The sequence below is a fragment of the Agrobacterium tumefaciens genome (genome assembly GCF_005221325.1).
GTDB lineage: Bacteria > Pseudomonadota > Alphaproteobacteria > Rhizobiales > Rhizobiaceae > Agrobacterium.
Genome location: NZ_CP039888.1, coordinates 2,700,812 through 2,723,583 on the forward strand (window position 1 = coordinate 2,700,812; position 22,772 = coordinate 2,723,583).

Sequence of the window (22,772 nt, forward strand, 5' to 3'; positions counted from 1 at the left end):
AGTTCTGAAGAAAGCTGCCGTGATCGCCGACCCTTTGCAAATTCTCAAGACTGTTTATGGCTACGATGCATTTCGCGGACGGCAAACTGACATCATTCAGCATGTCATGGCTGGAAAAAACGCCTTCGTGCTGATGCCGACCGGCGGCGGAAAGTCGCTGTGTTATCAGATCCCGGCGCTCGCCCGCAAAGGCATGGGGCTGATCGTCTCGCCGCTGATCGCGCTCATGGTCGATCAGGTGGCGGCGCTGCGTCAGGCGGGCGTGCGGGCTGAGGCGCTCAACTCGGACCTTTCTCCCGAAGAACGACGCGCGCTCTGGCAGGCGATGCGCGCCGGTCATGTCGATATTCTTTATGCCGCGCCGGAAACTCTCCTCAAACCGGAGGTTCTCGAGGCGCTTCAATCCATCGATCTGTCGCTGATCGCGGTCGATGAGGCCCATTGCCTGTCGCAATGGGGGCATGATTTCCGGCCGCCCTATCGCCAGCTCGATATGTTGATCGAGCGTTTTCCAAATGTACCGAGGATGGCGCTGACGGCGACCGCTGACGAACCCACCCGTAACGAGATTCTCGGCCATCTCGCTATCGATGAAAGTGATGCCTTCATCGCCGGCTTCGACCGCCCCAATATCCGCTATGCGATCATGGAGAAGGACAATCCCCGCGCCCAGCTGAAACGTTTTCTCAATGGCCGGGAGACCGAAAGCGGCATCGTTTATTGCCTGTCGAAACGCAAGGTGGATGAAACGGCGGCATGGCTGCAGGAAGAGGGGCGTGACGCGCTGCCCTATCACGCCGGCATGGACAAGGCCGCCCGCGAGGAAAACCAGACCCGCTTCCAGCACGGGGAAGCAGTCATCATCGTAGCGACGGTTGCCTTCGGTATGGGCATCGACAAGCCGGATGTGCGTTTCGTCGTTCATATCGATCTACCCGGAAGCATCGAGGCCTATTATCAGGAAACCGGCCGAGCCGGGCGCGATGGCCTGCCGTCTGACGTGCTGATGCTCTATGGCTACGAAGATATTGCCCTGCGCAACCGCTTCATCGAGGAGTCGGATGCTGCGGACCAGCGCAAATATATGGAACGACAGAAGCTCGATGCGCTGCTTGGCCTTGCGGAAACCGCGGGATGCCGGAGGCAGGTTCTGCTCTCCTATTTCGGTGACCGGTGCGAGCCCTGTGGCAACTGTGATACGTGCGCAGCGCCGCCTGATCTGTTCGATGGGGCCATCGCCGCACAGAAGCTGCTTTCCTGCATCTACCGCACGGGAGAACGTTTCGGGCAGGCCTATGTCATCAGCGTATTGCTGGGCGCGCAGGATGAGCGGATTTCCCGCTTCGGGCACGATCGCATCACCACTTACGGGATCGGCAAGGAACACGACAATCGCACCTGGCGGGCCATTTTGCGCCAGCTGGTGGCGTTACGCCTGATCGAGGTGGATCTGTCCGGGCATGGCGGATTGTCCATTTCAGAGGACGGGAGACGGTTCCTGCGCGAAAAGCCTTCCCTGATGCTGAGAATCCCGTCCGCGCCCCGTGCGGCACGGCGAGAGGCGCCGCGCAACTCGACATCGACGGCTCTGCCGGCGGCCGACCGTGGCCTCTTTGAGGCGCTGCGTGCCAAGCGCATGGAAATTGCCCGCGCGCAGAACGTTCCACCCTATGTGATCTTTCACGACAAGACCCTCATTGAACTCGCCGCGGCAAGACCGGCCTCTGCGAAGGAAATGGCGCAGATCGCCGGTGTTGGGGAAACCAAGCTGGAGCGGTACGGCCCCGCCTTTCTGGACACGATAATCCAGCACGCTGCTGGCGAATGATCGCCAGATCAGCCAATAAAGAGCCGGGTAAGGAAACCCGGTTAAGGCTCAGCCCGACGTGTCCTTGAACAGAACATTCTGATCGATGAGATAGCGCGAAAACAGCGGAAGGCTTGCACCGCCGATTGCCCGGGCCTGGCTGCCGACCGCACCTTCGACAATTTCCGGCAGCGTGACACCCTGAAGGTCGTGATGCTTGAGGGCAAGCCGGGTGGCGGAAACGATTCTCGTTCGGACCCAATCGGGAAAACCGCCATCGATGATGACGCTGGAAAAATCGATAATGGAAGCGGCGGCGATAACGGCCTGCGCCAGCGCGGCGGCGGTTTTTCCAATCCAGCTTTCCAGCGGTTCGCCGAAATCGATCCATTCGTCAGGCGAGAACCATAGGGGGCGGGGATCAATGCCACGTTCGCGCAGCATGTTTTCCAAAACGAAGATCGACGCGATTTTCAGCAACTGAACCGTGTTGCCGTCCTGCCCCTGCACCGGCAATGGGCCGATTGCGCCGGCGGTGCCCGTCTTTCCGGAAAACAGCGCCGAATTCAAGACGACGCCACCGCCGATAAAGGAGCCGATGAAGACGTAAAGAAAATCCGCATAGTTCTGGCCCGCGCCGAAAACCAGTTCGGCGCCGCAGGCGCTTGTGGCGTCATTCTGTAGAAAAACCGGATAACTGATGCCGTCGGCAATCTCCGAGCGGATATCGACGTCCCGCCACCGCTCCATCTCGATTTGCGGCGCACCCACTTCCTGGGCCCAATTCCATAATTCAAACGGGGCGGCGATGCCGACACCGGCAATTTTTTGCCGCTCCGCCGCGGAGAGTTTTGATTCGAGTTCGGATATGCCCTCTATGACAAAGGGCAATATCCATTCCGGCATGGGGTAGGGATAGGTCTTGCGGAGCTTGAGCCTGATGCGCCCGACGAAATCCATCAGCACGAGATCGACGCTACGCCGGCCGATCTTGACGCCAAAAGAAAATACGGCATCGGGATTGAGGCGCATCGGCGTCGATGGCTGCCCCACCTTGCCGCGCAGTCTTTCGCCACGAATGAGAAGACCATCCTTCTCAAGCGAACGCATGATGACGGAAACGGTTTGTGCCGAAAGGCCGCAAAGTCTTGATATTTCGGCTTTTGACAGTCCGCCATGACGGCGAACGAGGGATAACACGAGCCGCTCGTTGTAAGCGCGCACCCCGATCTGGTTAGCGCCGCCGCTCATATCCATGGTAGTGGGCGGCGCTTGCGGCGCCGTCTCGACAGATTGTCTCATAATGTCATCCTCCCGCCCGCCATATCCGCCGCGACCGATACATGAGGCTTTATGGCAATCTTGCTATCGCAACGTTAAACGACGCGGCGATATTCCTCCTTGCCGCTTGTCAGAATGCCATACGGAATTAATAATTCAATCGGATTTATTTATTGACAGCCGTTTCCTTTGGTGGTTCCATCTGCATCAACGGTCGTCGATCTCGGAGGAGACGAGATCGTCGGGTAACCGTCACGGTGCTCAAATATCCATTGGGAGGATCTCATGAAGACCACTGTTTCCGCTCTTCTGGGCGCGCTCGCGCTTGGCGTTTCTTTCGCTTCCGTTGCATCCGCCGCCGATACTTCGGTTTGCCTGATTACCAAAACCGACACCAATCCCTTCTTCGTCAAGATGAAAGAAGGCGCGACCGCCAAGGCGAAAGAGCTTGGCGTGACGCTGAAGTCCTATGCCGGCAAGATCGACGGTGATTCCGAAAGCCAGGTTGCCGCAATCGAGACCTGCATCGCCGATGGCGCCAAGGGTATCCTGATCACCGCATCGGACACCAAGGGCATCGTGCCGGCCGTACAGAAGGCGCGTGACGCCGGCTTGCTGGTGATCGCCCTCGATACGCCTCTGGAGCCCGTCGATGCCGCCGATTCCACCTTCGCCACCGACAATCTTTTGGCCGGCGAGTTGATCGGCAAATGGGCCGCCGGCACCCTCGGCGACAAGGCCAAGGATGCGAAAATCGCCTTCCTCAACCTTACCCCCTCCCAGCCGACGGTTGACGTGCTGCGTAACCAGGGCTTCATGAAGGGCTTCGGCATCGACGTGAAGGACATCAACAAGATCGGCGATGAAGACGACAAGCGTATCGTTGGCCATGACGTTACCAATGGTAACGAAGAAGGCGGTCGCTCGGCGATGGAAAATCTGCTGCAGAAGGATCCGACCATCAACGTCGTTCACACCATCAATGAGCCTGCTGCTGCCGGCGCTTACGAGGCGCTGAAGGCTGTCGGTCGTGAAAAGGATGTTCTGATCGTTTCCGTCGATGGCGGTTGCCCGGGAGTCAAGAACGTGGCGGAAGGCGTGATTGGCGCGACATCGCAGCAATATCCGCTGCTGATGGCGGCACTCGGCGTCGAAGCCGTCAAGAAGTTCGCCGATACCGGTGAGAAGCCGAAGCCGACGGCAGGCAAGAGCTTTGTCGACACCGGCGTGACGCTGGTGACCGACAAGCCGGTCAAGGGCCTCGACTCGATCGACACGAAGGAAGGTCTCAACAAGTGCTGGGGCTGATGCCTCACCGTTGAAACCCGCGGGGGCAGTTTTGCCCCCGCCCTTGGACCAGAATGATTTCAGGCACGATCCGGGGGATCGGACAAAGGAACAAACGAGCGTGCCGCATATCCTGCGGGGATGTTGAGGCCGCTTCACAACACTTTGAATCTGCGCATCATACTCTTTGGAGACAGACCCCGGTTTCGGGGCTGGTGCGATGGAGCGATCGGGAGGAAAATCCATGAGCGATCAGCCGGTGCGGGCTCAGCCGCATAATGAATTTGAAAAAGTGCTTTCGGGAAGTTCGACACAAGTCGCTGCTTTCGATACGCACGACAAGAGCGCGCTGGAAAAGTTTCAGCACTTTCTCCACTCCAGCCCGGCGGCCGTGCCGCTCATCGTTCTGGTGCTGTCGCTGATTATTTTCGGCTTGCTCCTCGGCGGCAAGTTTTTCTCGGCCTTTTCGCTGACCCTCATTCTGCAGCAGGTCGCGATCGTCGGCATCGTGGGTGCGGCGCAGTCTTTGGTCATTCTCACGGCGGGCATCGATCTGTCGGTTGGCGCGATCATGGTTCTGTCCTCCGTCATCATGGGGCAGTTCACCTTCCGCTACGGTTTGCCGGCGGAGCTTTCCATTCTCTGTGGCCTTGCGGTCGGCGCATTCTGCGGCTTCATTAATGGCGTCCTGGTCTCGCGTATGCGTCTGCCACCCTTCATCGTTACCCTCGGTATGTGGCAGATCGTACTGGCGACCAATTTCCTCTATTCCGCCAATGAGACGATCCGCGCTCAGGATATTGCCCAGCAGGCGCCGATCCTGCAATTCTTCGGCGCCAATATCCGTTTTGGCAGCGCGGTCTTCACCTATGGCGTCATCGCCATGGTCCTGCTCGTCGCTTTGCTCTGGTATGTGCTGAACCGCACCGCCTGGGGCCGCCATCTTTATGCGGTGGGCGACGATCCGGATGCCGCCGAACTTGCCGGCGTCAACGTCAAGCGCATGCTGACCACCGTTTACACGCTGTCCGGCCTCATCTGCGCCTTCGCCGGCTGGGCCTTGATCGGCCGTATCGGCTCTGTTTCGCCGACCGCAGGTCAGTTTGCCAATATCGAATCCATCACGGCGGTGGTGATCGGCGGCTTGTCGCTGTTCGGCGGACGCGGCTCCATCATGGGCATGATCTTCGGTGCCCTGATCGTCGGCGTGTTCTCGCTCGGTCTGAGACTCATCGGCACCGACCCGCAATGGACCTATCTGTTGATCGGCGTCCTCATCATCATGGCTGTCGCAATCGACCAGTGGATCAGAAAGGTAGCAGGCTGATGGCAAAAGAACCCATTCTCACAGCACGCAATCTCGTCAAGCGCTATGGTCGCGTGACCGCCCTCGACCATGCCGATTTCGATCTCTATCCGGGCGAAATCCTTGCTGTCATCGGTGACAACGGCGCCGGAAAATCCTCTCTCATCAAGGCGATTTCCGGTGCGGTGACGCCCGATGAAGGGGAGATCAGGCTGGAAGGCCAGCCCGTGCAGTTCCGCTCGCCGATTGAGGCGCGCAAGGCGGGTATCGAAACCGTCTATCAGAACCTCGCGCTCTCGCCGGCGCTTTCCATAGCCGACAATATGTTCCTTGGCCGGGAAATCCGTAAACCCGGTATTCAGGGCAGCCTGTTCCGGGCACTCGACCGCCCGGCCATGGAAAAATTCGCCCGCGAGAAACTGTCCGAACTCGGCCTGATGACGATCCAGAACATCAACCAGGCCGTGGAAACACTTTCCGGCGGCCAGCGTCAGGGTGTGGCCGTGGCGCGTGCGGCGGCCTTCGGCTCCAAGGTTGTCATCCTTGATGAACCGACAGCGGCGCTTGGTGTCAAGGAAAGCCGCCGCGTGCTGGAGCTTATTCTCGATGTGCGTTCACGCGGCCTGCCGATCGTTCTGATCTCGCATAACATGCCGCATGTATTCGAGGTTGCGGATCGCATCCATATTCACCGGCTGGGCAAGCGCCTTTGCGTCATCAATCCGAAGGACTATTCCATGTCGGATGCCGTCGCCTTCATGACCGGCGCCAAGGAAGCGCCGCAGGAAACGCTTGCCGCATGACGCTGAAACTCGAGACGATCGTCGAAGACGTGCTTCGACGGGCACAGGGTCAATCCCGTTTCATCATTGCCATTGCCGGTCCCCCTGGGGCCGGCAAATCCACGCTGGCGGATGTGCTTTGTGATGCCTTGTGTGCGCGGGGCGAAACGGCTGCCGTACTGCCGATGGATGGCTTCCATATGGATAATGGCATTCTCGAAGAACGAGGGCTGCTGCCGCGAAAGGGCGCGCCCGAAACATTCGACGTGCGTGGCTTCCTTGATATCGTCTCCGCTGTCCGCAATGGTGGGCAGGAAATTCTTGTTCCGGTTTTCGACCGCTCGCGCGAGATCGCCATTGCCTCTGCCCGAGCGATTGCGCCGGACACGCGCCTGATCCTTGCCGAGGGCAATTATCTGCTGCTCAACGAGGCGCCCTGGACGACACTGTCCGACAGCTTCGATCTTACTATTTTTGTGGGTCCATCCGTGGCGGTGCTTGAAGAGAGGCTGCGCAATAGATGGCAGGGCTATGGGCTCGATGCCGCGCAAATCCACGCCAAGCTGTTTGAAAACGATCTTCCCAACGGAAAAAGGGTGATCGAAAACACCCGTCCCTCCGATATCCACATCGATATCTGGGAATAGATTAACGCTTTTCCCCTCTTGAGCGGCGGTTCCGATCCGCCGTTAAGCCTTTCTTGACCATGTGTTGAATCTTTTTGATCCACAGGGTGGGGCTTTTGTGTGTCTATTCATTGACGTGAAAATTTCCTCATATACTATATGTGGTGTTCGAGGTTCTTCCGATTCGCAAGGGTTGGGAGCTAAGACGGGAATTCGGTGCGTAACGCCATCATGGTGGAGCAAGGCCGAAACTGCCCCCGCAACTGTAAGCGGCGAGCATCGTTCCGAATTGGGTCACTGGGGCTGAAAGCTCCGGGAAGGCCGGAATAGATGTTGTGACCCGCAAGTCAGGAGACCTGCCTTGAGCGCAAACGTCCACGGGCGGGGTGTCCGGAGGAAGGTGTCTGACGCAAATGATTTGCGTGCGCCCTTTTCTGCCCCCTCCAGAACAAGCTTCGGGGTGAAGTCATGCCAGTGCATTTGTTTGAGTTGCTACGCTCGTCGGCGTAGAGAGTGATTTTCTGCGGCTTGAAGCATCGCCAGAAAAACGGAATCCCGTTTCCGTCTGAGTATGACGAACTCTAAAGCTGCACGCCTCGCCTGAATGACAGATCCATCGCCGCCCGATTGCGATTGCAATCGGCAATGTAGAGCCGTGTCCGAAATCGGCTTTGAAAGGGAAATTATGACCGTCACCGTTTACAGCAAACCCGCCTGCGTCCAATGCACCGCCACCTATCGCGCGCTCGATCGCATCGGCGTTCCCTATGAGATTATCGACATTTCCGAAGATACGGATGCGCTCGATCATGTCCGTGGCCTCGGTTACATGCAGGTTCCCGTGGTCGTCGCCGGCGAACGCCATTGGGCGGGTTTCCGGCCTGATATGATTGGCTCGATCAGCTGAGGCGGCAGGGCGATGGGCCTGATCGTCTATTATTCCAGCCGTTCTGAAAACACCCATCGTTTCCTTCTGAAGCTGGGACGGCGATTGTTTCGCCTGCCGCTCGGCGCTGAGGGTGACGTGCCTCAGGTGTCGGAGCCCTATGTGCTGGTTACCCCCACCTATGGCGGCGGCGGCACCAAAGGGGCCGTGCCGAAGCCGGTGATCCGGTTCTTGAACGAGCCCTCCAACCGAAATCTCATTCGCGGTGTCATCGCGGCGGGCAACACGAATTTTGGCGCAGCTTTCGCATCCGCTGGAGATATCGTCTCGCGCAAATGCGCAGTGCCGTTTCTCTATCGCTTCGAGCTTCTCGGCACGGAGGAAGATGTCGCCAACGTCAAACATGGATTGGAACGATTTTGGACACGCTGACCTCAAGCGCGCTGCGCAAGGACGCCAAACAGCCCGTAGCCGCAAGCCAGAAACCGGTCGATACGGGGCTGGATTATCACGCGCTGAACGCGATGCTGAACCTTTATGACGAGAACGGCAAGATCCAACTCGACAAGGATCGCCTGGCGGCCCGGCAATATTTCCTTCAGCACGTCAACCAGAACACCGTCTTTTTCCATAATCTCCGCGAAAAGCTCGATTATCTCGTGACCGAGGGATATTACGAGCAGGAAGTGCTGGATCAGTACTCCTTCAATTTTGTCCGTGACCTCTACGATGAGGCCTATGCCCGGAAATTCCGTTTTCCGACCTTTCTCGGCGCCTTCAAATATTACACCTCCTATACGCTGAAGACCTTCGACGGAAAACGCTATCTTGAGCGTTACGAGGATCGCGTCTGCATGGTGGCGCTGGCTCTTGCGCGCGGTGACGAGCAGCTGGCCCGCGATCTGATGGACGAGATCATTTCCGGCCGCTTCCAGCCGGCAACCCCGACCTTCCTCAACGCCGGCAAAAAGAGCCGTGGCGAGCTGGTGTCGTGTTTTCTGCTGCGCGTGGAAGACAATATGGAAAGCATCGGCCGTTCGATCAATTCGGCTCTCCAGCTTTCCAAGCGTGGCGGTGGCGTGGCACTGTCCCTGACCAACATTCGCGAATTCGGGGCACCGATCAAGCAGATCGAAAACCAGTCTTCCGGTGTCATTCCCGTAATGAAGCTCTTGGAAGACAGCTTTTCCTACGCCAACCAGCTCGGCGCACGTCAGGGCGCGGGCGCGGTCTATCTGCATGCCCACCACCCCGACATCATGCGCTTCCTCGACACCAAGCGCGAAAATGCCGATGAGAAAATTCGCATCAAGACCCTGTCGCTCGGCGTGGTGATCCCCGACATCACTTTCGAACTCGCCCGCAACAACGAGGACATGTACCTGTTCTCGCCCTATGATGTGGAGCGGGTCTATGGTGTGCCGTTGACGGAGATTTCGGTCACCGAAAAATATCACGAGATGGTCGCCGACAGCCGCATCCGCAAGAAGAAGATCAAGGCGCGCGAATTCTTCCAGGTGATCGCCGAAATCCAGTTCGAAAGCGGTTACCCCTACATCATGTTCGAGGATACGGTGAACCGCGCCAACCCGATCGCGGGCCGCATCAGCATGAGCAATCTTTGCTCGGAAATCCTGCAAGTCAGTGAAGCGAGCGAGTTCAATGCCGATCTTTCCTATAGCCATATGGGCAAGGATATTTCCTGCAATCTCGGCTCGCTCAACATTGCCTCTGCCATGGATTCGGCCGATTTCGGCAAGACGATCGAGACCTCCATCCGGGCGCTGACGGCGGTGTCGGATATGAGCCACATTTCCTCTGTTCCCTCGGTGGAAAAGGGCAATGATGCGAGCCACGCCATCGGGCTAGGCCAGATGAACCTGCACGGCTATCTGGCACGCGAGCGTATCTTCTACGGTTCGGAAGAAGGCGTCGATTTCACCAATATCTATTTCTACACAGTGACCTATCACGCCATCCGCGCCAGCAATCGGCTTGCGGTGGAAAGGGGCCAGAGCTTCAAGGGCTTTGAGAGCTCCAAATATGCTTCCGGTGATTATTTCGACAAATACACCGACCGGGAATGGTTGCCTGCGACGGAAAAAGTCCGCGACCTGTTCGAAAAGGCCGGCATCGCTATCCCGACCCAGGAAGACTGGACGGCGTTGAAGCAGGAGGTCATGGCATCAGGTCTCTATAACCAGAACCTTCAGGCCGTGCCGCCGACTGGCTCGATCTCCTATATCAACCACTCCACCTCCTCCATTCATCCGATCGTCTCGAAGATCGAAATCCGTAAGGAGGGCAAGATCGGCCGAGTTTATTACCCGGCTTCCTATCTCTCTAACGACAATCTCGAATATTACCAGGATGCCTATGAGATCGGTCCTGAGAAGATCATCGACACCTATGCGGCGGCCACCCAGCATGTCGATCAGGGCCTGTCGCTGACGCTGTTCTTCCGCGATACGGCGACGACCCGCGATATCAACCGGGCGCAGATTTACGCCTGGAAGAAGGGCATCAAGACCATCTACTACATTCGTTTGCGCCAGATGGCGCTGGAAGGCACGCAGGTTCAGGGCTGCGTTTCCTGCACGCTCTGATTTGAGGGACAAGAGAATGAACATCGCCGTAAAACCTGCGTCCCGCATCCGCGCGGTCAACTGGAACCGCATCGAGGACGACAAGGACCTCGAAGTCTGGAACCGCCTGACCTCGAATTTCTGGCTGCCGGAAAAGGTGCCACTTTCCAACGACATCCCCTCCTGGGGAACGCTGAGGCCTGAGGAGCAGAAACTGACGATCCGGGTCTTCACCGGGCTGACATTGCTCGACACCATCCAGAACGGCGTCGGCGCGGTGCGCCTGATGCCGGATTCGGCGACGCAGCATGAGGAGGCCGTGCTTTCCAACATCTCCTTCATGGAGGCCGTGCACGCCCGTTCCTATTCTTCGATTTTCTCGACACTCTGCCTCACGCCGGATGTTGACGACGCCTATCGCTGGTCGGAGGAGAACGAGTTTCTGCAACGCAAATCCGCGATCATCATGCGGGAATATGGCAGCGGCGATCCGCTGAAGAAAAAGATCGCCAGCGTGTTTCTGGAAAGCTTCCTGTTCTATTCCGGCTTCTACCTGCCGATGTTCTGGTCAAGTCGCGCCAAACTCACCAACACGGCTGACCTCATCCGCCTCATCATCCGCGATGAGGCCGTGCACGGCTATTATATCGGTTACAAGTTCCAGCGGGCGCTGGACCGCCTTGGCGAGACGCAAAGACAGGAAATCAAGGACTTCGCCTTTGATCTATTGCTCGAGCTTTACGACAATGAGGCGAAATATACCGAAGACCTCTATGACGGCGTCGGGCTGACCGAGGACGTCAAGCAGTTCCTGCATTACAACGCCAACAAGGCCCTGATGAATCTGGGCTATGAGGCGCTGTTTCCGGCCGAGGCTTGCCGGGTCAATCCGGCGATCCTCTCGGCGCTCTCGCCCAATGCCGATGAAAATCACGACTTCTTCTCGGGTTCCGGCTCGTCCTACGTCATCGGCAAGGCTGTCGCCACCGAAGATGAAGACTGGGATTTCTGAAGCCGGGAACGTCGGCAGGTGCCCGCAAATCTATTGCGGGTTCACCACCTGGCTCGCAAGGCGGAAGGGGCTGGAGACGGTCGCGCCAATCGCATCGAACACGAAGGCGCCCGCACTGTTGATGCCACCCCCACGCCTGCTTGCTTCCAGCTGCGGCACCATGGATGCCAGCGCCGCGTAGCGATCGTGATTGAGCGGATCCGAGGCTTTCAGGTTGGAGATATCCACGAACTGAACACCTTCCTTCAAGGCGGCTTCCTGCACCTTCGGGTCGGTGACGTCCAGCGCGCCGATGCGGGTGACGTCCGCGCCCAGTATGGAAGAAGCCTTGAGGGCGCGGTCATCCTTGGACACCAGCACTGTGAGCGGCGGGTTGAGCTGCCCAACCACCTCGATCTGCTTGCGGAAGACATCAGCGTCGATATCGGGTGCGGCCAGCACCACCTGTAGCTTGGCGATAACGTCGTTTCTGCCTTCGAAGCGCAACTGCCGCAACGCCTCCATGACCAGCCAGCCACCCATGCTGTGGCCGAAGACGACGATATTCTTGCGCGGAGACTGACGCGTGAGATCGGTCATCAGATTGGCGAGGGCATCACGCGAATAGGTCGCCGATTCCTTGTCCGCCACATAGCCGGTGACATTGGCCTGTGACGGCCAGGAAAAGACCAGCGGAACGCCATTCAGATTGGCATCGGCGGCCATCTGCGCCGCTCGGAAGAGCGCTTCCTGATAGCTATAATTATAACCATGCACAAAAAGCGCGATCTGCTTGCCGGAGCGGGTAATATTTCCGAGATCGGTGTTGAAACGCGCCTTGCTCAGCATCTGCGCCTGCGTGACGACGAAATCCTTCTTCGCATCCGGTTTGCCGGTGGCCCATTCGATTTTTCCGCTCTTGTGGGTCGGCGGTATGGAAATATCGAAGCGGGCATAGTTCGGTTCGGCGGCCCGAAGGGCGCTAAACCCCTTTTTTGCCTCCTCGTTTTTCTCCCGCGTGCTTGCCACATAGGCGGTAACGATTTTAGCGTCCTTCGCCCTTGTATTGACGGCTTGCAACACGTCCGCTCCCGGCCGTCCGGCGCAGGACGACAGAAAGCTGATCACAAGAACGAGAGAAAGAATGAGGCGCATGGACGGGTTACCGGTGACAACGAAAGTCCATAAATAGCTGCCCGCTAAAAAAGTTGCCACTACTGAATAATTCGCGTGGTTTTGGCGCTGGTCGATGGGCTCGGGCATTCGCCACCTTGCCATCCGGCCAGCTTCGTTTTAGGCCGTAACGATGACGAACAAGGTGTCGCTTTCCCGACTTAAACTTACGGACTTCCGCAACTATGCGGCGGCGGCACTTGTCTTTGATGAGCGCCATGTTGTGCTGACCGGTGACAACGGTTCCGGCAAGACCAACCTTCTGGAGGCGGTTTCCTTTCTTTCTCCAGGACGCGGCCTGCGCCGTGCCGTCCTGTCCGACGTCACGCGCGTGGGTGCGGAGGCAATCGGTTTTTCGATCTTTGCGGATGTCGAGGGCATGGATGGCGAGGTCGCCATCGGCACCGGGATCGACGGTGATGGCGAGGTGGTGTCGCGCCGTCTGAGGCTGAACGGTACGCCGGTTAAATCCGTCGATGAATTGACCGACCATCTGCGGGTTTTGTGGCTGACGCCCGCCATGGATGGCCTCTTTACCGGCTCATCATCGGACCGCCGGCGTTTTCTCGATCGGCTGGTGCTGTCGCTCGATCCGGGCCACGGCCGGAGGGCAAGCGATTTCGAAAAGGCCATGCGAGGCCGCAACCGCCTGCTTTCGGAAGGCCGCTTTGATCCGGTCTGGCTGGATGGCATCGAAAAACAGATGGCCGAACTCGGCATCTCCATGGCGGTCGCCCGTTATGAAATGCTCGGCCTGTTGAAGACGCTGATCGAAGGCAGAGCCGGCAATGCGGCCTTCCCATCCGCCGCATTGTCGCTTGCCGGCTTTATGGATGACAGGCTCAACCGCCCGGCTGTCGATCTGGAAGACGAATATGGTCTCATGCTGCGGGAGGGCCGGTATCGGGATGCGGCCGCAGGCCGCACGCTGGATGGGCCGCACCGTGTCGATCTTTTCGTGCGCCACGCGGAAAAGAACATGGAAGCTGAACGCTGTTCGACCGGGGAGCAAAAGGCGCTCTTGGTCGGGCTGGTGCTTGCCCATGCGCAGCTCACCGCAAATATGACCGGTTACGCGCCGGTTCTGCTGCTGGACGAAATTGCCGCCCATCTCGACGAGGGCAGGCGGGCCGCCCTGTTCGATCTCATCCACGCGCTGGGCGGTCAGAGCTTCATGACCGGAACGGATGCGGCCATGTTCTCCGCTCTCGGTGAGCGCGCGCAGTTCTTCAATGTGTCCCATGGGAGCATCACGGCATGACGGCAGAGAAATGGAGTACGGCATGGACCCGCTGAGCCCGGAAGAAATCGAACGTTACAAGCGCCACATCCTGCTGCCGGAAATCGGTGGTGCCGGTCAGCAACGGCTGAAGGCGGCGCGGGTGCTGGTGATAGGCGCCGGCGGTCTCGGTGCGCCCATCCTTCAATATCTTGCCGCCGCCGGTATCGGCACGCTCGGCATGATCGATGATGATGTGGTCTCCCTTTCCAATCTCCAGCGGCAGGTGATCCACGATAGCGGCACCATTGGCGAGCTGAAAACGGAAAGCGCCCGCAAGACCATCGCCCGGCTCAATCCGCATGTCCGCACGCTTGTTTTTGAAGAACGCTTCTCGCAGGTCTGGGCGCATGATTACTTGCCATCCTTCGATCTGCTAATCGATGGTTCGGACAACTTCGATACACGTTATGCCGCGGCTGACGCCGCAGAGGCTGCAAAAAAACCGCTGGTGACGGGCGCCGTCGGCCGTTTCGATGGTTCGGTCACCGTCCTGAAACCCTATGAAACGGGGCCTGAAGGCAATTTTTTCCCCGGCTATCGCGATCTGTTTCCGGAGCCGCCGCCGCAGGGGCTGATACCGAATTGCGCGGAAACGGGTATTGTCGGCGCGCTGACCGGCGTGATCGGCACTTTGATGGCCATGGAGGCGATCAAGGTGATCACCGGTGCCGGTGAGCCCCTCATCGGCCGCCTGCTCCTCTATGATGCCCTGTCGGCGCGTTTTGAAACGGTGCGATACAAGCGTCGGGCAGCGGGCAGGAAACCATGATCGAGATCGTGAAGATCGGCGACGAATTCGACCGCTGGCAGGACTTGCTGGCGCTCATCATGGCGTCCTTCGCTTATATGGATGGCGTCATCGACCCGCCGTCTTCGGCCCATCGCCTGACACTCGAAAATCTCGCCGAAAAGGCGAGGGTGGAGGTCGCTTTCGTGGTGCAGGATGGCGATGAACTGCTGGGCTGCCTGTTTTGCCGGCCGGAGCCACCGGCCTCACTTTATGTCGGCAAGCTCTGCGTTTCCCCGAAAGCGCAGGGAAAGGGCATCGGCAAGCTGCTTCTGCAGCGGGCCGAAGCGCTGGCTCGGGAACTGGCGCTGCCGGCGCTCAGGCTGGAAACGCGCATCGAGCTTCTCGCCAATCATGCGAAATTCGCCGCCTGGGGTTTCGTCAAGACGGCGGAAAACGCCCATGCGGGTTATGATCGTATGACCTCGATCGAAATGACAAAATTCCTCGGCTGAACCGGCTCAGTTCCGCCCCGGCAGCACCCGGTTCGGCGGGCGGTGCCCGTCGAACAATGTGCGGATGTTGATGATGACCTTGTCGCCCATTTCGATGCGGCCTTCGATCGTTGCCGAACCCATATGCGGCAGCAGCACGACCTTGCCTTCCTTGGCGAGCTTGATGAGCTTGGGGTTCACCTGCGGCTCGTTCTCATAGACATCGAGACCCGCGCCGGCGATCTTGCCCTCGCGCAGGCACTGGATCATCGCCGCCTCGTCGATGATATCGCCGCGCGCGGTATTGACGATGTAGCTGGTCGGCTGCATCAGCGCCAGCCGCCGTGCCGAGATCAGGTGATAGGTCGCCGGCGTCGAGGGGCAGTTGACCGAGACGATGTCCACCCGTGCCAGCATCTGGTCGAGGCTGTCCCAATAGGTCGCCTCCAGCTCCGCCTCGGTGGTCGGGTTAACGCGCTTGCGGTTATGATAATGAATGGAAAGGCCAAAGGCCTTGGCGCGGCGCGCAACCGCCGTGCCGATTCGTCCCATGCCGACAATGCCGATACGCTTGCCGGAAATGCGGCGTCCGAGCATCCAGGTCGGAGACCAGCCCAGCCACTCATCGGCGCCATTGGCGAGCACGCGCGTGCCCTCGATCATGCGGCGCGGCACGGCCAGCACCAGCGCCATGGTGATATCGGCGCTGTCCTCGGTCAGCACATTGGGTGTGTTCGTCACGGTGATGCCTTTGCGGGCGGCGGCATCGACGTCCACATGGTCGATACCGTTGGAGAAGCTGGCGATCAGCTTCAGCTGCGGCCCGGCCTTCTCGATCATGGCGGCGGTGATGCGGTCGGTCACGGTCGGCACCAGCACGTCCACCCGTTGCATGGCGGCGACAAGCTCTTCCTCACTGCGCGGGCTGTCGTCGATATTCAGTTCCGCATCGAAGAGTTCACGCATTCTGGTCTCGACGACGTCAGGCAATTTGCGGGTGATATAGACTGTCGGTCTCTTCTTGTGGGTCATCGTTTGCCGCTGCCTTGTTCAGAAGTCATTAACCAGAAAGAGCGATAATTTCTTTCAATCAGGGCGTTTCTACCAGACCCACCGGCGAAGACAAATAAAACTCGCCGCGGCTTGAGGCATGTGGAAACGCGCCTCCTTGAATATCATCCGGTTTACAGAAGGCGGGAAACGGAAATGGGCATGCGCAGTGTGGTTTCTATCGTTTGCATTGCATTGTCTCTCGGCCTCTTCGGTGCGGCGGGCGAAGCCATGGCGCAGGGTGCGGCCAAGGGCGCAAGCGGCCTGCCGCTGCCGCGTTTCGTCAGCCTGAAATCCAAGCGGGTCAACATGCGCATTGGCCCCAGCACGGATTATGCCGTGTCATGGATGTATCTGAAATCGGGAATGCCGGTGGAAATCATTCAGGAATATGAAAACTGGCGGCGCATCCGCGATGCCGACGGGACGGAAGGCTGGGTCAATCAGGCCCTTCTGTCAGGCGAGCGCACAGCTGTCGCCGCTCCGTGGATGCGCGGCAAGGGCAAGGAAGTCTACGTGAACATGCGCCGTGAGGCGCAGTCTGGCGCTGCCGTTACTGCCCGCCTGGAGCCGGGCGTCGTCTTCCGGATCGGTGAATGCAATGGCGACTGGTGCCGTGCCGAGGCCGGTCAGGCCTCGGGTTGGGTATCCCAGGGGGAAATCTGGGGCGCTTACCCCGGCGAAGCCTTTAAATAAGGCTGTGTTTTGCGCCCAGCGCCTTCAGCGATGACATGGGGCGTGGCCCGACCTGTTGAATGACGGCGGCAGCCGCAAGGCAGCCAAGCTTGCCGCAATCTTCGAGCGGACGGTCCTGAGTATAACCGAAGAGGAAGCCTGCAGCGAAAAGATCGCCGGCGCCCGTCGTATCGACCACGTCATGCACGGGATAGGCGTCCACCTTCACGCGTTCCGTGCCGCGCAGGATAACGGCGCCTTCTTCGCTCATCGTTACCGCCGCGATCTTGCAATCGGCGGCGATTTTGGTCAGCGCCAGTTCGAAGTCGTCGGTTTCGTAAAGCGAAAGCGCTTCCTGCTTGTTGGCGAAAACAATGTCCACCGTGCCGGACCGCATCAGGTCCAGAAACTCGTCGCGGTAGCGGCCGACGCAGAAACTGTCGGAGAGCGTCATGGAGACTTCGCGGCCGTTTTCATGGGCAATACGGGCGCATTCGCGAATGGCGTCCTTGGCGCGCGGCGGATCCCACAGGTAACCTTCGAAATAGGTGACCTTGGTCTGCGCCACCACGTCATCTTCCACATCTTCCGGTCCGAGATCCACGCAGGCACCGAGATAGGTATTCATCGAGCGTTCGCCGTCTTCGGTCACGAAGATCATCGAACGTGCCGTCGGCGGGAATGTGCCTTCCGGCTTCGTTTCGAAATAGACGCCCTGGGCGCGGATATCGTGCTGGAAGATTTCGCCCAGCTGGTCCTCGGCCACCTTGCCGAAATAAGCAGCCTTGCCGCCGAAATTTGCAACGCCTGCCGCCGTATTGCCCGCGCTGCCGCCGGAGGCTTCGAGCGCCGGTCCCATCAGCGAATAAAGCAACTCGGCGCGTTCCGCGTCGATAAGGTTCATCGCACCCTTGGTGATGGCATTGTCATTGAGGAAGCGATCATCGCAGCGGGAGATGATGTCGACGATGGCATTGCCGACAGTCAGTACGTCGAATTTCGTCATAGGCCCTATCCGGTTCGCACAAGGTGTGCTTTTTTCGAATGGTCTTAAACATTTCTGGCTGCAAGAAAAGCCCAAACAGAAAATATGCCGTTCTCCGCGAGGAGCGAAAACGCGTCATCTGCCTGTAATGTGGTTAAGCTATTTCATTTGTCAGAGCAAAAGGTGTGTGAATGCATACCGGAATGGAAGACATGATGGTCTTCTGGCTCAACCGTTATCTCCGCCACGGATGTACTGGCGGCATATAACGGACATAAAAGGCGGGGGAGACCCCGCTTTTTCTTTTTGGGTAACGTTCGGCCTAGCGAATTTTACGGGCCAAGACGCGCTTTCTGCCCAAAGCGGCTCATGAGTTTTGTCTTTCTTGGACGCCATATAGCGAAAACAAAGAGTGGGAGCGTTTTCGCGATTCCATTCCCGTGGAAAAGGCTCTAAAGCGGAGTATCTCCCGCAAAAGCCGCGAAAGCTTTCCCTCCATGTCTGCCGTTGCCGCGAATGTCGCCCCGATTTTCATTCTCATCCTGATCGGCTGGCTCACCGTCAAGGCCGGTCTGTTCAGGGCCGATGCCGGCGATATCCTGAGCGATTTCGTGTTCAAGATTGCGGTGCCGACATTGATCTTCCGCACGCTTGCGGAAGCGAATTTCCACGGGGCCTCGCCCTTCCGTCTCTGGATAACCTATTTCGCCGGCGTGGCCGTCACCTGGACGGTCGGGCATATCGTCACCCGTTATGTCTTCAAGCAGGATGTCCGCATCGCCGTCATCGCCGGCATTTCCTCGGCCTTTGCGAATAACATCTTCATCGGCTTGCCGCTGGTCGGGCGTTCGGTGGGGGATGAGGGGCTGGTGGCTCTCTCCATCCTGCTCGCCATCCATCTGCCGGTCATGATGATCGCCGGCACGATCCTGATGGAAAATGCCACGCACAAGGCGGTCGGTGGCGAAAAGCGTGGCATGGCTGCGGTCTTCAAACAGGTGGGCCGCAATCTCGTGACCAATCCGCTGGTGATCGGTCTTGCTATCGGGCTTTCGACCAATGTTTCCGGCGTGGCGCTGACACCCATTTTGAAAACCGTGGTCGACCAGATCGCCTCGATGGCGGGGCCGGCGGCTCTCATCTCGCTTGGCATGGCGCTGACGAAATACACCATTCGCGGCAATATGGGCATTGCCGTCACCATGACCGTTTTCAAGCTGCTGCTTCTGCCCGCCTGCGTATGGGCCATGGGCCACGCTCTCGGCCTCAGCCGCGAATGGACGGCGGCGCTGGTGCTCACCTCGTCGGTGCCGACGGGCGTGAATGCCTGGCTGATCGCCAACCGCTTCGGTATCGGCCACAGTGTCGCGGCCTCCACCATCAGCATTTCCACAGCGACCGGCGTTCTGTCCGTATCGCTATGGGCCTGGCTGCTGAGCTGATCCGATTACTTCTGGGCGCTCAGAATCTTGAAGCGGGCGTTGCGGCACACTTCGGCGGTCGTGCGGAATTCCGCCGCCAGAACCGGTTCATAGGGCAGGCCACGATTGGCCACCATCAGCAGCTTGCCGCCGCTGCGCAACGCGCCTGCGGCCGTCTTGATAAAGGCCTGTCCGAGGGCGGGTTCTGCTGCCTGTCCCGCGGCATGGAAAGGCGGGTTCATGATGATCAGGTCGTATTTTTCCTTCGGCGGCTCGTTTGCCAGATCCTGCCAGAAGAAGCGCGCCGTCAGGCGCGGATTGTTTTCGAGAAGATTGGTCTTGGCGAACTCAAGCGCATTCCAGTCCGCTTCGAAAAGATCGATACGGGCGGTGCGCGGTGATTTTTCCGCCAGCATGATGGTGAGATAACCCCAGCCCGCACCAAAATCGGCGGCATTGCCGTCAAAGTCGGTCGGCAGGCGCGATGCGAGAAGCTCCGAACCGTCATCCACGCGATCATGGGAGAACATGCCGGGCAGGGCAGTAAAGCGACCATCCACCGTCACGGGCTTCTGGGCGAGTTTGGAGGCGACGGCTGAGACATCGTCCGGCCGTTTGAACCAGATTGCGACGCCGTGATATTTCGGTGTCGATTCCGACTCGATGCCGATCTTCGCCAGCGTCTTGCGCAGCGTCACGATGCCATCTTCCTTCGATCCGGCCGCGACGATCAATCCGCCGGCCTTCACGCGCGTAAGCGCTTCTGCGACACGGTTCTCGTTCTCGCCACGGTGTTTGCCGCAAAGCAGCAACGCCGCATCGTAGTCTTCGCCAGAAACGGCAGGGGCGACCCCTGCGCCCTGAGCCTCAAGAGCGCGATAGAGCGGCCGAAGGTGCTGAACCGCGACGATCTCTGCGTCGAAGCCATCCAGCCGCGGGCCGGCTTCCGCTCCCAGAAACAGAACGCGTTCGCCCTCTTTCGGCATGGCAAGCATGTCCGAGGCAAAGGGATGGAAAAGGGTTTTCACGGCGTCACGGCTCATTGGAGCGTCCTTAAGGTAGGATGGAGTTTGTCAGGGAAAAGTGGAAACCGGTTTTCCGGAAAAGACAAACGATAACAAAAACGAAAAAAAGGCGCGGGCAGAACCCGCGCCTCGATAGGGTCTGGCGACGCAGCCTTATTCGGCAGCGGCTTCGCCGTCTTTCTTGTCGGCAGCGACTTCCTTGCCGGTTGCCTGGTCGACAACCTTCATGGACAGGCGAACCTTGCCGCGCTCGTCGAAGCCCATCAGCTTGACCCAGACCTTGTCGCCTTCCTTGACGACGTCGGAGGTCTTGGCAACGCGCTCGGAAGCGAGCTGCGAGATGTGGACGAGGCCGTCACGGGCCCCGAAGAAGTTGACAAAAGCGCCGAAATCAGCGGTCTTGACAACAGTGCCTTCGTAGATCTGGCCGACTTCCGGTTCCGCAACGATGGAGTGGATCCACTTGCGGGCCGCTTCGATTTCCTTGCCGGAAGAGGAAGCGATCTTGACGGTGCCGTCGTCTTCGATGTTGATCTTGGCGCCGGTCTTTTCGACGATTTCGCGAATGACCTTGCCGCCCGAACCGATGACTTCACGGATCTTGTCGACCGGAATGTTCATGACTTCGATGCGCGGTGCAAATTCGCCGAGCTGGCCACGGCTTTCGGTGATGGCGTTGGCCATTTCGCCGAGGATGTGCTTGCGGCCACCCTGTGCCTGCTCCAGAGCGATCTTCATGATCTCTTCGGTGATACCGGCGATCTTGATGTCCATCTGCAGCGAGGTGATGCCATCGGCAGTACCCGCAACCTTGAAGTCCATGTCGCCGAGGTGATCTTCGTCACCGAGAATGTCGGAGAGAACGGCAAAACGCTCGCCTTCGAGGATCAGGCCCATGGCGATGCCGGCAACCGGCTTTGCCAGCGGAACGCCGGCGTCCATCAGTGCAAGCGAAGTGCCGCAAACCGTTGCCATCGACGAGGAGCCGTTGGACTCGGTGATTTCGGAAACGACGCGCAGCGTGTAGGGGAACTGTTCCGCGGTCGGCAGCATCGGACGGATGGCGCGCCATGCGAGCTTGCCGTGACCGATTTCGCGACGGCCCGGGGAGCCCATGCGGCCTGTTTCACCGACCGAGTAGGGCGGGAAGTTGTAATGCAGCAGGAAGCGTTCCTTGTACATGCCGGTCAGGCTGTCGACATACTGTTCGTCTTCGCCGGTGCCGAGCGTCGCAACAACGATCGCCTGGGTTTCACCACGAGTGAAGAGAGCCGAACCGTGCGTGCGCGGCAGCAGGCCGACTTCCGAGATGATCGGGCGAACGGTCGACAAGTCGCGGCCGTCGATGCGGCTCTTGGTGTCGAGAACGTTCCAGCGAACGATCTTCGCCTGAAGGTGCTTGAAGACAGCGCCGATTTCTTCCGGGCTGTACTTCGCTTCGCCTTCTTCCGGCAGGAAGTGAGCCTTGACCTTCGCCTTCACGGCGTCGACGGCGGCGTAACGGGCAGCCTTTTCGGTGATCTTGTAGGCGGTGCGCAGTTCGGCTTCGGCAAGACCGAGCATTTCGTTTTCGAGCGCGGAGAAATCTTCCGGTTCGAATTCGCGCGGCTCCTTGGCGGCAACTTCGGCGAGCTTGATGATCGCGTCGATAACCGGCTGGAAGCCCTTGTGGCCGAACATGACGGCGCCGAGCATGACGTCTTCGTTGAGTTCCTTGGCTTCCGATTCCACCATCAGGACGGCGTCCTGCGTGCCGGCGACAACCAGATCGAGAACCGATTCATCCATCTCGTCGAGATGCGGGTTCAGAACGTATTCGCCGTTGATGTAGCCAACGCGCGCGCCGCCGACCGGGCCCATGAAAGGAATGCCGGACAGTGTGAGCGCAGCAGATGCGGCAACCATCGACAGAACGTCCGGATCATTTTCCAGATCGTGCTGAATGACCGTGACGACAACCTGCGTGTCGTTCTTGTAGCCTTCAGGAAACAGCGGGCGGATAGGACGGTCGATCAGACGGGAAACCAGAGTTTCCTTTTCGGAAGGACGGCCTTCGCGCTTGAAATAGCCACCGGGGATCTTGCCGGCTGCGTAGGTCTTTTCCTGGTAGTTGACGGTCAGCGGGAAGAAGTCCTGGCCGGGCTTCGGAGACTTTGCGGAAACCACGGTCGCGAGAACCATCGTCTCGCCGTAGGTTGCGATGACGGCGCCGTCAGCCTGACGGGCAACCTTGCCGGTCTCGAGCTTCAGCGGGCGGCCTGCCCATTCGATTTCCACGGAGTGCTTATTGAACATATCTTGTCCTTGTTTGTGCGTGCCACCAAAAAGGGGCAACGGATGACGCAATCACGGGCAAGACAGCGGGAGGCTTTCGAAGATCAAGCATCCG

Annotated in this window: 20 protein-coding genes and 1 riboswitch; of the genes, 14 read left to right on the forward strand and 6 right to left on the reverse strand. The window is 58.9% G+C overall.

The genetic code is table 11. The features are described from left to right. Positions 1 to 19: 19 nt before the first annotated feature. Positions 20 to 1,828: a DNA helicase RecQ gene (recQ, locus tag CFBP5499_RS13720; RefSeq protein WP_080826951.1), complete on the forward strand. Its 1,809-nt coding sequence runs from the start codon at positions 20 to 22 to the stop codon at positions 1,826 to 1,828. A 48-nt stretch (positions 1,829 to 1,876) separates the two neighbouring features. Here the strand turns inward: recQ and CFBP5499_RS13725 are convergent, their stop codons facing one another. Continuing rightward, complete coding sequence (locus CFBP5499_RS13725; RefSeq protein ID WP_080826950.1) at positions 1,877 to 3,109, reverse strand: ROK family transcriptional regulator; 1,233 nt, start codon at positions 3,107 to 3,109, stop codon at positions 1,877 to 1,879. Positions 3,110 to 3,373: 264 nt separating this feature from the next. Between CFBP5499_RS13725 and CFBP5499_RS13730 the strand changes: the two genes are divergently transcribed. The 8 genes from CFBP5499_RS13730 (at position 3,374) to nrdF (ending at position 11,572) form a co-directional block, all read left to right on the forward strand. Continuing rightward, on the forward strand, positions 3,374 to 4,396 hold the full coding sequence (locus CFBP5499_RS13730; protein ID WP_080826949.1) for a sugar ABC transporter substrate-binding protein: 1,023 nt from the start codon (positions 3,374 to 3,376) through the stop codon (positions 4,394 to 4,396). Between the two features lie 223 nt (positions 4,397 to 4,619). Then, a complete protein-coding gene (locus tag CFBP5499_RS13735) occupies positions 4,620 to 5,702 on the forward strand; it encodes an ABC transporter permease (protein ID WP_080826948.1) in 1,083 nt (360 codons plus the stop codon). After that, positions 5,702 to 6,484: an ATP-binding cassette domain-containing protein gene (locus CFBP5499_RS13740; RefSeq protein ID WP_080826947.1), complete on the forward strand. Its 783-nt coding sequence runs from the start codon at positions 5,702 to 5,704 to the stop codon at positions 6,482 to 6,484. The genes CFBP5499_RS13735 and CFBP5499_RS13740 overlap by 1 nt, the downstream gene beginning before the upstream one ends. Next, on the forward strand, positions 6,481 to 7,110 hold the full coding sequence (locus CFBP5499_RS13745; protein ID WP_080826946.1) for a nucleoside triphosphate hydrolase: 630 nt from the start codon (positions 6,481 to 6,483) through the stop codon (positions 7,108 to 7,110). The genes CFBP5499_RS13740 and CFBP5499_RS13745 overlap by 4 nt, the downstream gene beginning before the upstream one ends. Positions 7,111 to 7,243: 133 nt before the next feature. Beyond that, a riboswitch (cobalamin riboswitch) is annotated at positions 7,244 to 7,467 on the forward strand. A gap of 307 nt (positions 7,468 to 7,774) precedes the next feature. Then, entirely contained in the window at positions 7,775 to 7,996 is a 222-nt protein-coding gene (gene nrdH, locus CFBP5499_RS13750; RefSeq protein WP_010970634.1) for a glutaredoxin-like protein NrdH, read from the forward strand. A 12-nt stretch (positions 7,997 to 8,008) separates the two neighbouring features. Further along, the gene (gene nrdI / locus CFBP5499_RS13755; RefSeq protein WP_080826945.1) at positions 8,009 to 8,407 is read left to right on the forward strand and encodes a class Ib ribonucleoside-diphosphate reductase assembly flavoprotein NrdI; all 399 of its coding nucleotides are present in this window, start codon (positions 8,009 to 8,011) and stop codon (positions 8,405 to 8,407) included. Beyond that, positions 8,395 to 10,581 carry a class 1b ribonucleoside-diphosphate reductase subunit alpha gene (nrdE, locus tag CFBP5499_RS13760; RefSeq protein WP_080826944.1) on the forward strand — a complete coding sequence of 729 codons (2,187 nt, stop codon included), beginning with the start codon at positions 8,395 to 8,397 and terminating at the stop codon, positions 10,579 to 10,581. Before nrdI ends, nrdE begins: the two co-directional genes overlap by 13 nt. 16 nt (positions 10,582 to 10,597) lie before the next feature. Next, positions 10,598 to 11,572, forward strand: a complete 975-nt coding sequence (gene nrdF, locus CFBP5499_RS13765; protein WP_080826943.1) for a class 1b ribonucleoside-diphosphate reductase subunit beta — start codon at positions 10,598 to 10,600, stop codon at positions 11,570 to 11,572. 30 nt (positions 11,573 to 11,602) lie between these two features. Here nrdF and CFBP5499_RS13770 read toward each other — a convergent pair whose 3' ends face one another. Further along, complete coding sequence (locus CFBP5499_RS13770) at positions 11,603 to 12,706, reverse strand: alpha/beta hydrolase (protein WP_175416731.1); 1,104 nt, start codon at positions 12,704 to 12,706, stop codon at positions 11,603 to 11,605. A 151-nt stretch (positions 12,707 to 12,857) separates the two neighbouring features. Here CFBP5499_RS13770 and recF point away from each other — a divergent pair, with 151 nt between their 5' ends. From recF to CFBP5499_RS13785, 3 genes are read left to right on the forward strand one after another with little or no spacing between them, the layout of a single operon-like run. Continuing rightward, a complete protein-coding gene (gene recF, locus CFBP5499_RS13775) occupies positions 12,858 to 13,985 on the forward strand; it encodes a DNA replication/repair protein RecF (protein ID WP_080826941.1) in 1,128 nt (375 codons plus the stop codon). A gap of 22 nt (positions 13,986 to 14,007) precedes the next feature. Continuing rightward, positions 14,008 to 14,775 carry a molybdopterin-synthase adenylyltransferase MoeB gene (locus CFBP5499_RS13780; RefSeq protein WP_080826940.1) on the forward strand — a complete coding sequence of 256 codons (768 nt, stop codon included), beginning with the start codon at positions 14,008 to 14,010 and terminating at the stop codon, positions 14,773 to 14,775. Further along, the gene (locus CFBP5499_RS13785) at positions 14,772 to 15,248 is read left to right on the forward strand and encodes a GNAT family N-acetyltransferase (RefSeq protein ID WP_080826939.1); all 477 of its coding nucleotides are present in this window, start codon (positions 14,772 to 14,774) and stop codon (positions 15,246 to 15,248) included. Before CFBP5499_RS13780 ends, CFBP5499_RS13785 begins: the two co-directional genes overlap by 4 nt. A gap of 6 nt (positions 15,249 to 15,254) precedes the next feature. Here the strand turns inward: CFBP5499_RS13785 and CFBP5499_RS13790 are convergent, their stop codons facing one another. Continuing rightward, positions 15,255 to 16,259 (reverse strand): 2-hydroxyacid dehydrogenase, encoded by a 1,005-nt coding sequence (locus CFBP5499_RS13790; protein ID WP_080826938.1) that lies wholly within the window; start codon positions 16,257 to 16,259, stop codon positions 15,255 to 15,257. Positions 16,260 to 16,439: 180 nt separating this feature from the next. Here CFBP5499_RS13790 and CFBP5499_RS13795 point away from each other — a divergent pair, with 180 nt between their 5' ends. Beyond that, entirely contained in the window at positions 16,440 to 16,973 is a 534-nt protein-coding gene (locus CFBP5499_RS13795; protein WP_175416789.1) for an SH3 domain-containing protein, read from the forward strand. Here the strand turns inward: CFBP5499_RS13795 and CFBP5499_RS13800 are convergent. Next, positions 16,966 to 17,958 carry an adenosine kinase gene (locus CFBP5499_RS13800; RefSeq protein ID WP_080826936.1) on the reverse strand — a complete coding sequence of 331 codons (993 nt, stop codon included), beginning with the start codon at positions 17,956 to 17,958 and terminating at the stop codon, positions 16,966 to 16,968. The two genes, CFBP5499_RS13795 and CFBP5499_RS13800, sit on opposite strands and share 8 nt — an antisense overlap. Before the next feature lie 476 nt (positions 17,959 to 18,434). Here CFBP5499_RS13800 and CFBP5499_RS13805 point away from each other — a divergent pair, with 476 nt between their 5' ends. Next, on the forward strand, positions 18,435 to 19,379 hold the full coding sequence (locus CFBP5499_RS13805) for an AEC family transporter (RefSeq protein ID WP_080826935.1): 945 nt from the start codon (positions 18,435 to 18,437) through the stop codon (positions 19,377 to 19,379). A gap of 5 nt (positions 19,380 to 19,384) precedes the next feature. On the opposite strand, the gene CFBP5499_RS13810 is transcribed toward CFBP5499_RS13805, so the two are convergent. Together CFBP5499_RS13810 and pnp are read right to left on the reverse strand one after the other, a co-directional pair. Next, entirely contained in the window at positions 19,385 to 20,401 is a 1,017-nt protein-coding gene (locus tag CFBP5499_RS13810) for a class I SAM-dependent methyltransferase (RefSeq protein ID WP_080826934.1), read from the reverse strand. Between the two features lie 135 nt (positions 20,402 to 20,536). Further along, positions 20,537 to 22,678, reverse strand: a complete 2,142-nt coding sequence (gene pnp / locus CFBP5499_RS13815; protein WP_080826933.1) for a polyribonucleotide nucleotidyltransferase — start codon at positions 22,676 to 22,678, stop codon at positions 20,537 to 20,539. Positions 22,679 to 22,772 lie beyond the last annotated feature (94 nt).